At 44.1% G+C, this 14,015-nt stretch carries 8 protein-coding genes and 2 pseudogenes; 4 read left to right on the top strand and 6 right to left on the bottom strand.

All coding sequences use genetic code 11. The features are described 5' to 3' along the window. Window positions 1-50: 50 nt before the first annotated feature. Window positions 51-3,722, bottom strand: a complete 3,672-nt coding sequence (locus ALT761_RS04000; RefSeq protein WP_129736723.1) for an AAA family ATPase — start codon at window positions 3,720-3,722, stop codon at window positions 51-53. After that, entirely contained in the window at window positions 3,719-5,065 is a 1,347-nt protein-coding gene (gene sbcD / locus ALT761_RS03995) for an exonuclease subunit SbcD (protein WP_129736721.1), read from the bottom strand. Before sbcD ends, ALT761_RS04000 begins: the two co-directional genes overlap by 4 nt. Before the next feature lie 189 nt (window positions 5,066-5,254). Here sbcD and ALT761_RS20940 point away from each other — a divergent pair. The 3 genes and pseudogenes from ALT761_RS20940 to ALT761_RS03985 form a co-directional block, all read left to right on the top strand. After that, window positions 5,255-6,022, top strand: a pseudogene (locus tag ALT761_RS20940) (PAS domain-containing protein); the annotation flags it as partial. Window positions 6,023-6,196: 174 nt separating this feature from the next. Then, window positions 6,197-6,553 (top strand): annotated as a pseudogene (locus ALT761_RS20935) (methyl-accepting chemotaxis protein); the annotation flags it as partial. Between the two features lie 88 nt (window positions 6,554-6,641). Further along, entirely contained in the window at window positions 6,642-7,247 is a 606-nt protein-coding gene (locus ALT761_RS03985) for a YigZ family protein (protein ID WP_129736717.1), read from the top strand. A gap of 169 nt (window positions 7,248-7,416) precedes the next feature. Here ALT761_RS03985 and ALT761_RS03980 read toward each other — a convergent pair whose 3' ends face one another. The 3 genes from ALT761_RS03980 to ALT761_RS03970 form a co-directional block, all read right to left on the bottom strand. Then, on the bottom strand, window positions 7,417-7,953 hold the full coding sequence (locus ALT761_RS03980; protein WP_129736715.1) for a peroxiredoxin-like family protein: 537 nt from the start codon (window positions 7,951-7,953) through the stop codon (window positions 7,417-7,419). 137 nt (window positions 7,954-8,090) lie between these two features. Next, complete coding sequence (locus ALT761_RS03975; RefSeq protein ID WP_129736713.1) at window positions 8,091-10,022, bottom strand: M1 family metallopeptidase; 1,932 nt, start codon at window positions 10,020-10,022, stop codon at window positions 8,091-8,093. Window positions 10,023-10,190: 168 nt separating this feature from the next. Beyond that, entirely contained in the window at window positions 10,191-10,619 is a 429-nt protein-coding gene (locus ALT761_RS03970; RefSeq protein WP_129736711.1) for an organic hydroperoxide resistance protein, read from the bottom strand. Window positions 10,620-10,803: 184 nt separating this feature from the next. Here ALT761_RS03970 and ALT761_RS03965 point away from each other — a divergent pair, with 184 nt between their 5' ends. Further along, the gene (locus ALT761_RS03965; RefSeq protein WP_232043531.1) at window positions 10,804-11,328 is read left to right on the top strand and encodes a MarR family winged helix-turn-helix transcriptional regulator; all 525 of its coding nucleotides are present in this window, start codon (window positions 10,804-10,806) and stop codon (window positions 11,326-11,328) included. Window positions 11,329-11,417: 89 nt separating this feature from the next. On the opposite strand, the gene ALT761_RS03960 is transcribed toward ALT761_RS03965, so the two are convergent. Further along, entirely contained in the window at window positions 11,418-14,015 is a 2,598-nt protein-coding gene (locus ALT761_RS03960) for a glycoside hydrolase family 3 C-terminal domain-containing protein (protein ID WP_129736709.1), read from the bottom strand.

The following is a 14,015-nucleotide window of genomic DNA, read 5'->3' as shown; positions in this document are numbered from 1 at the left end:
AAAGGCTATTTTTAGTGTAGCTTCAAAAAACTAAACCTGCCAAATTTCCGTCAAATTTCTGTCGCTGAGTAACGTTTTTCCAGCGCACTTAACCCAACGCCATTTCGTTTTATCACTTTAAGCTGGGTTGGAATACGTTCTTTCATCGCTTCTATGTGGCTAATAACACCAATCATTTTACCGCTAGCGTTTAGGTTATCTAATGCATCTAACGCAACATCTAAAGTTTCGGCATCTAGCGTACCAAAACCCTCATCGAGGAAAAGAGAATCTATGCTCGTTTTAAAACTCACTAAATCAGACAAGGCCAGCGCTAACGCTAAACTCACCAGAAAGCTTTCGCCTCCCGATAGGGTTTTAGTATCGCGCACCACATCCCCCTGCCAAGTATCTAATACACTCAAACCTAAACTGTCTTTTGTGTTGCGGGTAAGCTGGTAACGCCCGTGCAATCTATCGAGTTGTTGGTTGGCTAAACGGACTAAATTATCTAGCGTTAAGCCCTGTGCAAATCGTCTAAATTTATCGCCGCTGGCTGAGCCAATAAGAGAGTGCAAATAGGCAATATCATCATACGATGTTTCAAACTCACGCATTTCATTGATTAAGCTTTGCTGTTTTTCAATCGCCTGTCTGTTACTGTCTAACTGTTGAGATAGTTGCCCTTGTTGTGCCAGTAACCGATCTTTTTCATCACCTTTCTCATTCAAATTTGCCTGAGTAGTTTCTGCAGTCGATTGTTGCCATTTCGTGGCGTGCTCATGAGCTAATAAAGTGTTGTGCTTTTGCGTGGCGGTATTTAATAACAACTGCGCATTCTGCTGCTCACGTTCAATTAACTGCTTCCTTTGAAGTAAACGCTGGCGCTCCTCATAGGGCAATAAAGCACTTAAAAATTCGGCTTCATCAGCAAACGGGCTTTGGCTTAATGCGGAATCGAATTCGACTTGCTTTGCTTCCTTGGCTTGTTGTTTTTCTTCTAACTCTGCAGTGAGTATTTTTAGTTGGGCATTAGCATTTTCCAACGCCCGCTGCGACTCACGAAGGGCAGTGTCACATTCTTTATAGCGCTGCTCTTTTACCGACAGGGTGCGCTGAATTTCACGTCTAGCCGCGCCAATATCCCCTTGGGGAAACAAATCATGACGTTTAGCACGTTGCGCTTCTCGCTGGGCTTCAATTTCTTGAATACGTGTAGTGTATAATTGGGCTTCTTTATCTGCAGCCGCTTTAATTTCACTTTGCTCCACCAATTTATCTTTAAGGGCTGTTAATTCGTGAGACAAGGTACTGTGCAGACGCGTTTTCTGTTGAAACACTTCCACATCCTCGTGTTTCTTAGCAAGCCACTCAGTGATATTGGCATCTGGAGTTAAACCCACGCTTTCAATCTCATCAATAAGCGTGCGGCGATTATGGGCAAGTGCGCTCTCAATACTAGATTTAGTGGTGTGGAAGTCGTTTAGTTGCCCTTCTAGTTGCGAGACTTTTGCCGTTAAAAGCGCCATCTCACTGTTTATTGATTCTATTTGCTGGTGATGCAAAAGCGTCTTATTTTTAGCATCGGCTAATTTTTCCTCGCTAGCGCGTATATCGCTAAGCTGGGCGTTTAAGCGAGATTGACGTGCTTTGCAGCTAAGCTGAAGCTGGTGAAAAGACTCAACATCTGAAATAACAACGCTAGCATTTAAAGACGACATAGCTCCTTGCCAGTCGGCTTCAAGTTGAGAAAAGGCTGCGAGTGCTTCTGCGATCACCTTCTCGCACTGCTGTTTTTCGAACTCAGCGGTGTGAATTTGCTCCCGCTTTTGCGTACCTAGTTTCTCTATATTCTCAAGTGAGCGGGTTAGTTCGTCGCGCTTGGCAATGGTTTCAGGCACATCAATATTCATCAAAGAAGCATCGTGCTCAGTAGCACCACACAAGGGGCATGCCTCGCCTTGCGAGAGCGTTTGGCGTAAATGCGCAAGCTCGGCATCTAACTTAATTAACGATTCAACGTCTTTTAAATGGCTTTGCGTGGCTTTGTAACTTGCCGCTAACTCTGCCCGCTCTTGTTTAAGGGTTTCAATATTGGATAATAACGATGTTAGTCTTTCAGACTTTTCAGCATGGCTACTTTTGTGATTGAGATAAAGCCGCTGCCATTGTTCGCACGACGCAAAAACAGGCCAGTTATTATTAAGCACTGTGATATCTGCATTAACGCTGGCAGTATCACCATTACTAAGGAGTTGATTGAGGCTAGATTCACACAAAGAAACGTTATCTGCGCTTTGTTGATGTAACGCCACCACATTAGTTTTGGCGTGTTGTTTCTCAGCTAAATCGGCCACGGCACCGTCTTTAAGCTGCTGCATTGCTGTTATTTTCTTGGTTGTTTCCGCTAGGTTACTTTCGTCATCGCTAAATCGAGCCGCTTTTTCTTTCCAGCCACTGATTTCGCCTGCCATCTTACCATTTGCCGCATGAACATTAAGGTAGGTGGTTAACTCATCCAGCGTGCGCTTTTTACCTTCAAGTTCATCAGAGTATGCTTGATGGTTTTCTTGCGCTTTACCCTGCTTTATATTCGCATCAGCTAACGTCTGCTGGTTTGTCTCAATGCGGTTAGTAAGCTTATTGATTTCACTATCAATTGGAATGATTTGTTCGTTAATCAGGGTTTCAAAATGCTGTTGATGGGCTTTCGCTTTGGTAAAGTCCGTCTCACTGCTTTCACATTCCGCCTGTCGCTTTTGTTGCTGGCTTTCTAAATCTGGCAATTGCTCTTGTTTCAGGCTGAGATTGTTGGCAATGCGCTGCACATCCTCACATAGCTGACTAAGCGCGGAATGAGGCAAGCGAAGCAATTCCGCCGGCTCACCAGCAACTAATAGCGCTAGTTCGTGTTTTGCCTGTTCATACACGTTATTGGCTTCAACTAATGCCGCGTTCGCCTTAGTAAGCTCTTGTTGATTTTGCTCACACGCCTGTTGCCATTGCAACTGTTCTCGTAGCGAGACAATCTCGGCATTTACAGTAACTAACTGGGTTTTAAATTGGTTCAGCTGAGCACTAAGTTCACTATGCTGCGCTTCACTGAGTAGTGCTACGCCTTCGAGTTTTAGTTTGAATTCCCGTTTTGTGGTTTCTGCTGCTTTGTATTTTTCATGGATCGCTTGAGATAACTGGCCATAAATTTCTGTACCGGTAAGCTCTTCTAATAATTCAGCCCTGTCGCCTTCGTTGGCATTTAAAAAGGCAGCAAAGTCGCCTTGCGAGAGCATCATCGACTTTGTAAAGCGCGCAAAGTTAAGCCCAGTCAGGCGCTCTACCTCTTCACTCTTTGGCCTCACTTGGGTAGCTAACACTTTGCCAGATTCTACTTCCGCTAATTCCACATCAGCAGATTGCAAATTACCGTCAGCTTTTCCTCTTGCGCGCCGCATACTCCAAAATGCCCGATATGCTTTGCCCTTTATATCGAATTCAACTTCCGCCAAGCACTCTGACGTACCGCGCGTCATAATATCGTTTGAGGTCGCCGAAATTGTGCCCAAGCGCGGTGTTTGGTGATAAAGCGCTAAACAAATAGCATCAAGCAACGTTGTTTTGCCTGCGCCTGTTGGTCCGGTAATGGCAAACAAACCGTTGTCGATGAAAGGAGACTGGGTGAAGTCTATTTTCCATTCCCCTTTTAATGCATTTAAATTTTTGAGCCTAAGGGTAAGAATTTTCATAGGTTACCCTCACTTGCAGGTGAGGTGTTAACAGGTGAGGTATTTTGCTTTTCATCAATAGCGCTGTTCACATCAACCACATTGGCATCGTCTGCCGCTTCGCAGCCCTCATGTGACAATTGCACATCGTCTACTACCTGCTCGAATAAGGTTTGAACGCGCTGCTTGCGTTTCAGGTCCTCGTCCGACTCAAACGCTTCTAACGATAATCTAGCATCAAATACCTCATGCACAGATAACTCACTTAAATTAACGTTTTCTTCTGCTGAAATGATACTGGCTCTTTGTTTGCGCATTCGTTTTAATTGCAAAATTTCGGCAGGTTTATCGTCGATTAGCGCTTGAATGCGCTGTTGCAGGTCGGTTAAGTAATCTTGGGTTTCTACTTCAATACACAGCCACGCTGGGTGTTCTGTACTTGCGCTTTTCACCGCCTCATTTTGCTGTAAGGCTAGCTCAATGTCTTCTAAGTTGCCTCGCAACACCGCCATCGCTTGAAAACGAGGAATAGGCTTACTTTCTACCTGCACTAGTGATTTGTTTTCGAACGTGGCTATTAATACCTGCTTTTGTGATTTCAGTTCATCGAAACTTAAGGGAATAGGCGAGCCGGAATATCGAATATGATCGCACCCTGCCACTTTTTGCGGTCGGTGAATGTGCCCAAGGGCAATATAATCTGCCGGAGGAAACCCATCAGCTGAAAAACCTTCTAGCGTACCTATATAAATGTCGCGCACACTTTCACTCTGGCTTACCCCTAACGCCGTTAAGTGTCCGGTGGCAATAATTGGCACTTCTACATGCAATTCCTTGCGTTTATCTAGCGCAATCTGATAAAGGTTGGCGTAGTGCTGCTTAATGGCTTCACCCAGCGCCTGACGTTTTTCAATCGCCGATTCTCCAGCTTCGCTTTTTAAAACGTCCCGAGCACGAATAAAAGGTACCGCGCACAGTATTGCGCCTATTTCGCCACCTCGGGTACGCAAAGGTAAGACTTGCGATTCAGCATTGCCGTAAGTGCTAGCAATAACGTGACAGTTTAAATAAGACAGTAATTCCCTACTTTCATTTAATACCGACACCGAGTCATGATTGCCGCCTAATACTACTAAGGTGCACCCCATTCCCTGAAAGTTACCCACTAGTTGATGATAAAGCTCCCGCGCGTAACTCGGAGGAGTGCCGGTATCAAAAATATCACCGGCCACGACAACAGCATCTATACTTTCTTGCTCAACCACCTCAAGCAGCCATGTAAAAAATTGCTCATGTTCATTTTTACGGCTTTTGGTAAAGAAACTTTGACCTAAATGCCAATCTGAGGTGTGAAGAACTTTCATGTAAATTGACTCTGAAATACTAGTAAGAATGGATTAAAAAGTGTTCAAGTATGAAAAAAAGGTCATCTTGAGTATTTGGTTATGAAATGACATACCTAAAAAGGCACCAATTGCATCTATTGTCTAAACGCGCTTTAAAATTAACCGTTCTATACTTCTTCTACTTTATTAGAAGTTAACGGAGCCGTCATGTTTGTATCCAGTTCACGATATAATAAGGAAGTTTCCTCACTCACGGACGAGAATAACAGCTTAGCGGCGACGCTAAATGCATTGAAAGATAACCTTGCTTACGCAGTGTATTCGGATAGAGGAGATTGTCTATACGCATCTTCTCAGTTCCTACAAATTCTCGCGCGCCCATCGTCAGGTGATTATTCATTCAATCACAAAGACCTTCGTGTCCCTGGCGTTCAAAACGACAACGATTACCGTCTATTTTGGCAGTCATTATTAAACGGTGGATCTTACACGAATACCGTTGCGATGAAAGCAGAGACAGGCGAGACAAAGTGGCTTAAAGCCAGCTACGTTAATGTACTCAACGGCAGCAACTCTGAAATTCATGCAATTTATCATGATGTTACCGAACAAGAAAACGCTGTTTTCTCTGGTAAAGCAATTACCGATGCTCTGAATAAGTCGATGGCGGTTATCGAGTTTGAACCTGATGGCACCATTGTTACTGCGAACGAAAACTTTACTGCGACCGTTAAGTACAGCCTTGATGAAATTAAAGGCAAGCACCACCGCATGTTCTGTAAAGACGATTTCTATCAGAATAACCCTCAGTTTTGGCAGTCCTTAGCAAACGGCCAATTTTCTTCGGGAACCTTTGAACGAATCAATGCTGATAGAGACACGTTATGGCTTGAAGCTACGTACAACCCTGTGTTCGACGGTACGGGTAAAGTGGTTAAAGTTATAAAGTTTGCGTCTGATGTAACAGCACAAGTTCAAGAAAAGCATGCTATTTCACAAGCCGCCGAGCTTGCTGTATCTACTGCAGAAGAAACCTCACAAATTGCCGCAGACGGTGCGTCATCGCTACAACGTAGTATTGATGTATTCCAAGTGGCACTTGACGAAGTTGACCAAACCAACAAACTTATGCATGAACTTAGTGAGCAATCGCTTAAAATTGAAACTATTGTAACCACTATTAGCGGAATTGCCGATCAAACCAACCTACTGGCACTGAATGCTGCTATTGAAGCGGCCAGAGCTGGAGAACAAGGTCGTGGTTTCGCCGTGGTTGCGGATGAAGTTCGTCAACTTGCGCAGCGTACTAGTGATTCAACAGTAGAAATTGAATCAGTTGTAGCAGAAAACCGTAAGCTTGCGAATAAATCGACAAGCAAGATGGCGACTGTGAAAGACAATGTTGACCTAAACAGTCAGCAAATCACCCAAGTACAAGGTGTGATGGATGAAATCCTTAAAGGTGCGACAAACGTATCGGAAACGGTTTCAGGCATACTTCGTTAATACAGAGTCATTTCTAATAAAGTAGTAAAACAAAAAACGCTGTTGTCCCTGTATTTAGCCTAAAGCGAAACTCAGGTACAATAGCGTGATGTCGTATCCCGTCCCCGCTCAACAGATTGAAACTCTGTACGAGATTAAAAAAAGCAAGTTTATTGCCTTCGCCGCTTTCGCCGATAGCCGCGAAGCCGCTATGGCACACCTAGCAAATGTAAAGCAACAATACCCAGATGCTCGTCATCATTGCTGGGCGTATTTACTTGGCAATCCTCATTCCCCATCCAGCGCAGCAATGGCTGACGATGGCGAACCAAGTGGCACGGCCGGAAAACCTATCCTGAACGTTCTCCAGCACAAAGGTGTAGGCGATGTCATGGTGATTGTTACCCGCTACTTTGGTGGTATTAAGTTGGGCGCTGGTGGTTTAGTGCGAGCTTACTCAGCCTCGGCGCAGCAAGCGATGGAACAATTGCCAACTCGGGAAGAAATACGCCTTTATGATGTATGTATAGAAATAGACTTTAAGCACGAGCAATTTATCCGCCATTTATGCGAACAATTTTCGGGCAAGGTAGTGAATTGTAGCTATGCACAGCACGTAACTGTTGAGGTGCAATTACCAAGTCACACCATCGACGAGTTTCAAGAAAAAACTGCCGCCATGGCAATTGATTTTACACGCCCTGACAACACCTAAAGAGTGTGGGTGTCCCCAGCTTTTTCTTACATTTATAACACGTAGTTGTGATAAGCATAAAAAAGCCCGCTTAGCGGGCTTTTGGGTTCTAAAAAAATTACTTAAACAGCAACTTCACTCGCCGTTAAAGTTATTCATTAAAGCTATCCATCAAAGCTATTCATTAAAGCTATCCGCTAAAGGTGCCACGAATGGGATAGTCATTTTCTGGATCGCGAATAAATTCCAAACCTGATACCAGCTGTTCTAAATCAGGGCGTACAAAAGGCGCATTCGCCAGCTCACTGATTTGAATTGTGTTGTCTTGATTTACAATAAACAAGGCAGGCTCAGCGAAATTGTGGTCGGTTTCCTTTTCGCTGCGAGGCACCGAGATGTATATACCTAACCCCTTCATATCTTCTTCGCTTAAGCCCGAAGCAATAGGGAACGTAATTGATAGGTCTTCAAGGTGCTCTTTCAACTGAGATTGACTGTCAGCAGATACCGCGATTAAATCAACGCCTAACGCTAACAAACGCCCTTTGTAGTCTTCAAGCGCGTTTAAATATTTGGTGCAGATTGGACAGTGCTTGCCACGATAAACAACCACCATTTTCCAATCACAGCCTTCACGTTTGCTGCTCAATGAAACAGCCTCACCCGTGCTCAGCGTTACTTGCACATCGGGAAATGAAGAATCAGGTTGTAGTTTTTGCGTATACATACAGTCTCCTTAATTGCGTATTAGCTACATGAACCAATTGCATTGGTAACATGAGTCACCAGTAGCGCTAACAATCCCGTTAGTGCTACCGATGCTACCTAATTAGTTCTACGCCTTAAGACTTGTAAAGATCGCTTTTATTCCACAAAGCCTTCATTAGCTCTTATGGTTAAAGGATGATAACCCGGCTTTGCTTCTTCAAACGCACGCTTGGCAAATGCTTTGCCTTCTGGAGTTTTCGATAACTCGCGATACAGGGGTTTAACTAACTTGTTACGACCAATCTTAACAAGGTACTCGTACAATCTGTCGTAGGCCGGTTTGTATTCATTTGCCACCGCAATCATCAACCAACTGTGGGCTATTTCGTTATTTTGCGTGGTGGTTAACGAGAACGCCGCATCTAATTCAGCTAGTTGCTGCGCTGATAGTTCATTTGGCATATTGTTTAAGAAATATAACCATTCGTGCACAGTCCATAGCTCGGTATCAATATTTATCGCCTCTACTTCACCGGCTAACCAAGCACTGCGAGTGGTATCGATTTTATCGAAGGCATCAGACTCTGGCACAGGTGCCCCTTCAGGAATTCCAGGCTCAAATACCCACGTATCGATACGTGCTTTGCTCAACTTATCTGGGTATTGCGCTAATAAGGTTTCATCCAAATAGGCCAAAAATGTATCAGTGGTAATGCTCTTAAACTCAAAATCTTCAAAATACTGCATTAAGAAAGCATCAAAATTCTCACGACCAATTTTGTTTTCAATTTCACGTAAAAAGAGCGCGCCTTTTTCGTAAGGAATATTAGAGAAAACATCGTCTGGATTTCTTCCGCGAAGATCGATAGCTAAAATTTCATCTTCTTCGTTTAGTGCTTGTATGTCGTTTTGTAAATCTTGGTATCCCAGCACCGCTTCTTTTTTAAATCGGTCGTGGCCGTAGATCATTTCCATAATACGGTAGGTTAAATAGGTGGTGAAACCTTCGTTTAACCACAGGTCGCGCCACGTGGCATTGGTCACCGTATTACCTGACCAGCTATGCGCTAATTCATGCGCAATCAGTGACACTAAGCTTTTATCGCCAGCGATAACGGTAGGCGTAATAAACGATAAGCGTGGGTTCTCCATACCACCAAACGGGAAAGAAGGCGGTAAAATCAGTAAATCGTAACGATCCCATTGATACGGACCATAGGTTTTTTCTGTTACTTCTAACATGGCCTCGGTATCTTCAAACTCTTTCGCCGCGGCATCTAACACACTAGGTTCAGCATAAACGCCCGTGCGCTCGCCCATTGGCTTAAATTTTAAATCCCCAATTGCCAATGCAATTAAGTAAGACGGTACAGGCTGCGGCATAGTAAACGAGTACTCACCATCACGAGCCGTAGTAGGATCGTTAGAAGCACTCATCACTGCCAATAGAGCTTCAGGTGTATGAATAGTGGCCGTGTAGGTTACCCGAACTTGTGGAGAGTCTTGCAGTGGAATAAAGCTTCTCGCATGCATGGCTTGAGCTTGGGTAAATAAGAAAGGATGTTGCTTTCCAGCGGTCTGCGCTGGGGTTAACCACTGTACACCCGACGCTTCAGGCGAGGTAGAATAAGCAATCGTTAGCTTATCTGCACCTTCAGGCAATTCAACAGAAAGTGGCGTGCCAAGTTCAGGATCGGCGTCGCCCATATCAAAAGGCACGGCTTCATCGTTAACGGTTACCGATGCAATATCCAGTGCACGAGTATCAAGAACAACCGTATTGAAGTTAGGCGCACTGCGCTCAACGGTTAGTGTAGCACTGCCGGATAATTTCGACGTTTCAAAATCTGCCGTTAGGTCTAAATCTAAGTGGGTTACCCGTACTTCTAATGGGTTAGCGAATGAGTGGTAATCTTTACCCGCTTCTATTTCACTGATCACATCTACTTTAGATACTGCGCTCTCGGCAGCAATTTTGCTATCCGCGCTATCAGAAACCGCTGATGGAGTTGTAGTTTCTTGTGAGGGTTGTTCGCTACACGCAAACAACATAGGCGCACAAATGGCTACCCAGCCTATATTCTTCATAATACTTCCTGTTATTTTTTCTGTCTTGCCCATAATAACAAAGAAGTACCTGAATGCTTAAGCCCAAAACGACAAGCAACGACACCAGCGGTTAAATTAACGCTTCCCCTCTTTCCCTTGCCTTTGCAGCTACACAGATGATCAAGGGGAAGAAAGGTATTAAGATGTCTAGGCTACTGAAATTTGCACATCAATATTGCCACGTGTGGCATTTGAGTATGGGCATACTTGGTGCGCTTTAGCCACTAAGCTTTCTGCTACAGATTTCTCCATATCACCTAAATCGACGCTTAGTTTTACTGCAATAGCAAAACCGACTTCGATAGGCCCAATAGATACATCGCCCGTTACACTAATATCGCTGCCCAATTTAATTTTTTCCGCCGCAGCGACATGCTTGAGCGCACCTATGAAACATGCTGAATAGCCAGCTGCAAACATTTGCTCTGGGTTAGTGCCACTGCCACCCGCGCCACCTAGTGCTTTTGGTGTTGAAAGAGTAACGTCTAAGCTTCCGTCGCTTGATTTTGCTGTACCTTCACGACCACCTGTTGCCGTTGCCGTACCGGTATAAACCACCTGTTGAAGTGTGTGCATTGTATAAATCCTCTTTGGTCTTGCTCAAATTGAGTATTCAATTGAATATAAATGATGAATAAGAAATGCAATTTATTTTGCATGCAAAATAAATTAACACTAATGCAGCTTGAAGATCAAGTCCTTTGCATGCAAAATATTAATCATACCATTTTTACCCGCTACACCCTTTTCTGGAGCACGCATGTCTGACAAAGCTAGGCTTGATGAATATACGCCCAACGATTCAGGCGCTGAAGCGCTTTCATCGGAAGCACTTTCATCAAAAGCGCTTAGGCCCGACTCGCTTAAGTTAGAAAGCCAGTTGTGCCATCGTTTTTATACGCTATCTAATGCATTTACTCGCGCCTATCGTCCCCTACTGAAAAGCCTTGATATTACCTATCCACAGTACGTTGTGATGATGGCTTTGTGGGAACAATCTAATGTGACTATTGCCGAGCTACTCGATAAAACCGTGATAGACGGCGGCGCTATGACACTGATCCTTAAAAAGCTAGAACAAAAAGAATTATTGAGTGTGGTTAAAGATGAACATGATAAGCGTGTACGCCGCGTAGTGCTGTCGAAAGCAGGTGAAAACGCCAAGCTGAAAGCACTTGATGTGCCTGCGCAAATGCTATGCAAACTAGATGGCATGTCAAAAACTGAAGCGAAGCAACTTGTTGTATTAATGGATAAACTACAAGGGTGCTTTAACGTTGATTGAAATAGGCAGTGCCATCGTTGAGGCACTGACTATTTCAGAATAACAAGGATGGTTGTTCACCCATTGATTATGGATGAACGAACATCATATTAGGGAAGATTAATGGCATGCTGCACAACGTTATCGTTACGTTTTACACCTTGCCCCCCACCTACAGTGACAAGTAACTTACCCATATAAGGTTGGCGATGCCCCTGTTCGTCAACATAAACAAGTTGTGAATCATTAATGGTGAATTGCACTGACTGACTATCCCCACCCTCTAAATTCACTCGTTTAAAGGCGACTAACTCTCGCTGTGGCGTGCGAGTGGGTGCATCTGGCATTCCAAGGTACACTTGAACAACTTCTTGGGCATCTACATCACTTTTGTTGGACAACGTGGCGGCAATACTAAGCCCTTTTTCGGAACGGGTGACTTTTAGCTTTTCGTAATGAAAGTCTGCATAGCTAAGACCATATCCAAACGGATAAAGCGGCGTACCCTCGTAGTACTTATAGGTTCGATTTACCATACTGTAATTTTTAAAGTCGGGTAAGTCGTCGACAGACTGATAAAAAGTAACTGGCAGCCTGCCTGAAGGGCTGGTATTACCATAAAGAAGATTCAGCAATGCCGGCCCGGTTTGCTCCCCAGGATAGAAACCTTGAATGATAGCGTTGAGGTTTTTATCCTCCCAGTTTAGTGCTATTGCACTTCCGCTCATGTTAATCATCACCATGGGTTTGCCCAATTTATGAAGGGCTTTTAGTAGTGATGATTGGCTTTTAGGTAGTTTAATGTTGGTTCTATCTCCATGAGAGAACCCATCAATCTCCAGCGGCATTTCTTCTCCCTCCAATTCAGCGCTAATACCACCAACAAAAACGATAACATCAGCCTGCTTTGCCACTCTAATAGCTTCACTCTCTAAGTTTTTATCTTCTATTAACCATTTGAAACTGATTTCTGGTTCAATCACATTACTGTGCCAGAACCGCTGAATGAGCGATTCAGCCTTAAAATCATAGGACTTACCTGCCTCAAGATAGCGACTTTCGGTTATCAGTTCTTCGTCTAAATAGACCTCGACATTTTTCATTTTAAAGTAATAATTTCCAGATTCTTGCGGGGTGATTTTGCCTGCCCATCGCACTGCAAACTCCTGATTTGAAGACTTATTAAATGGTATGTCTGCGTTCGTAATATCGATGTTTTTTTCAATTCGGCGCTTGCTAGGCTGAAGATTGAAATGACTTGATGGGTAATATTTAGCGACTAAACCTGGGATTGACTCACCTTGCATATTTACATGGGTGAAAACAGTCGCAGGCACAGAATTAAAATGCGTAAATATATTTTCCGTAATGCTGCTCCCTGGTGCGTAACCTAGTTGGTCTGAAGGCAGTGCCTGCGAAAAAGCTTCTTTCGGGGTGACAGGTTGCACAGGAGTGCCATGGTAATTACCTACAAGTATGGCGGGATTGTCAGCATTCGGCCCGATAAGTGCTATTTTGCTATTGCGTTTTAGGGGCAACACACCATCGTTTTTAAGTAACACCATGGATTTTTCTGCCGCTTCACGTGCCAATTCCGTATGGGTTTTAGCACCTACCACAGACATAGGGATTTTGGTATAAGCATGTTTACTGCTTTTATCAAACAGTCCCAGCTTCATCCGGGCAGTCAGTAGTCGAGTAAGCGCTCTGTCAACATCACTTTCATCAACCAAGTCTTCGGAGATAGCTTCATTTAGATAACTAAAGGTGTTGCCGTGGTGGTCTCCGCAATTTAAGTCTGTGCCAGATTTTAAAGCAGTCGCTGCCGCTTGAGCAGGGCTATCGACGACATGATGGGAATTTTCATCATAAAAGTCAGCAATAGCGCCGCAATCGGACACAACATAACCGGAGAAATTGAACCTTTCTCGTAGGCCATTTTGAAGTAGTTCTTCACTACCACAGGCAGGAGAGCCGTTTACTCGATTATATGCACACATTACAGATGATACATTGGTAGCTGCAATGGTATCTTCAAAGGCTCTGAGATAGGTTTCAGTCAGATCTTTCTCGGAGGCAGCGTAATCGTCACTGTGTCGAGAAACTTCAGGTCCGCTGTGCACCGCATAATGTTTCAAGGTTGCTACCGATTTAAGGTAGTTTGAGTCATCACCTTCAAGGCCTTTTACAAAATTGACCGCCATTCGGGAAGTTAAATACGGATCCTCTCCGTAGGTTTCTTGGCCTCTGCCCCACCTAGGATCGCGAAAGATATTAATATTAGGAGACCAATAAGTAAGGCCTGTGTACATCGCGTTAGTATCTTCCCGTAAAAACGCGTGGTGTTTAGCACGCCCTTCGTCTGAAATAGTAGACGCTATCCGATAGATAAGGGGCTCATCGAAGGTTGCAGCCATACCAATCGCTTGAGGGAATACCGTTGCTTTACCAGCTCTTGCTACACCGTGTAACGCCTCGTTCCACCAATAGTACTCAGGAATGGAAAGTCGCTCTATTGCTGGCGATTTATCAAATAATTGACTCACCTTTTCTTCCAAAGTTAACCGGTCAACTAAATCTGCGACACGAGTCTCAACCGGCAGCGATTGGTTTTGGAATGGCAGTGTTTCAGCATAACTGTGGGAAGTAAGTAAAAAGCAGGCGGATATAAGAATTCGCTCAGGCAGTTTTTTGATTATTCGATTCAT

Origin of the sequence: Alteromonas sp. 76-1, from assembly GCF_900654235.1 — a bacterium.
Lineage (GTDB): Bacteria > Pseudomonadota > Gammaproteobacteria > Enterobacterales > Alteromonadaceae > Alteromonas > Alteromonas naphthalenivorans.
The sequence above is the reverse complement of the archived record's forward strand: the minus strand, read 5'-3'. Positions and strand labels throughout refer to the sequence as shown.

What these genes read in the sequence shown, in the direction of transcription:
- ALT761_RS03960 (WP_129736709.1), bottom strand. Translation starts at nt 14,015, where the DNA reads ATGAATCGAATAATCAAAAAACTGCCTGAGCGAATTCTTATATCCGCC.
- sbcD (WP_129736721.1), bottom strand. Translation starts at nt 5,065, where the DNA reads ATGAAAGTTCTTCACACCTCAGATTGGCATTTAGGTCAAAGTTTCTTT.
- ALT761_RS04000 (WP_129736723.1), bottom strand. Translation starts at nt 3,722, where the DNA reads ATGAAAATTCTTACCCTTAGGCTCAAAAATTTAAATGCATTAAAAGGG.
- ALT761_RS03980 (WP_129736715.1), bottom strand. Translation starts at nt 7,953, where the DNA reads ATGTATACGCAAAAACTACAACCTGATTCTTCATTTCCCGATGTGCAA.
- ALT761_RS03965 (WP_232043531.1), top strand. Translation starts at nt 10,804, where the DNA reads ATGTCTGACAAAGCTAGGCTTGATGAATATACGCCCAACGATTCAGGC.
- ALT761_RS03970 (WP_129736711.1), bottom strand. Translation starts at nt 10,619, where the DNA reads ATGCACACACTTCAACAGGTGGTTTATACCGGTACGGCAACGGCAACA.
- ALT761_RS03985 (WP_129736717.1), top strand. Translation starts at nt 6,642, where the DNA reads ATGTCGTATCCCGTCCCCGCTCAACAGATTGAAACTCTGTACGAGATT.
- ALT761_RS03975 (WP_129736713.1), bottom strand. Translation starts at nt 10,022, where the DNA reads ATGAAGAATATAGGCTGGGTAGCCATTTGTGCGCCTATGTTGTTTGCG.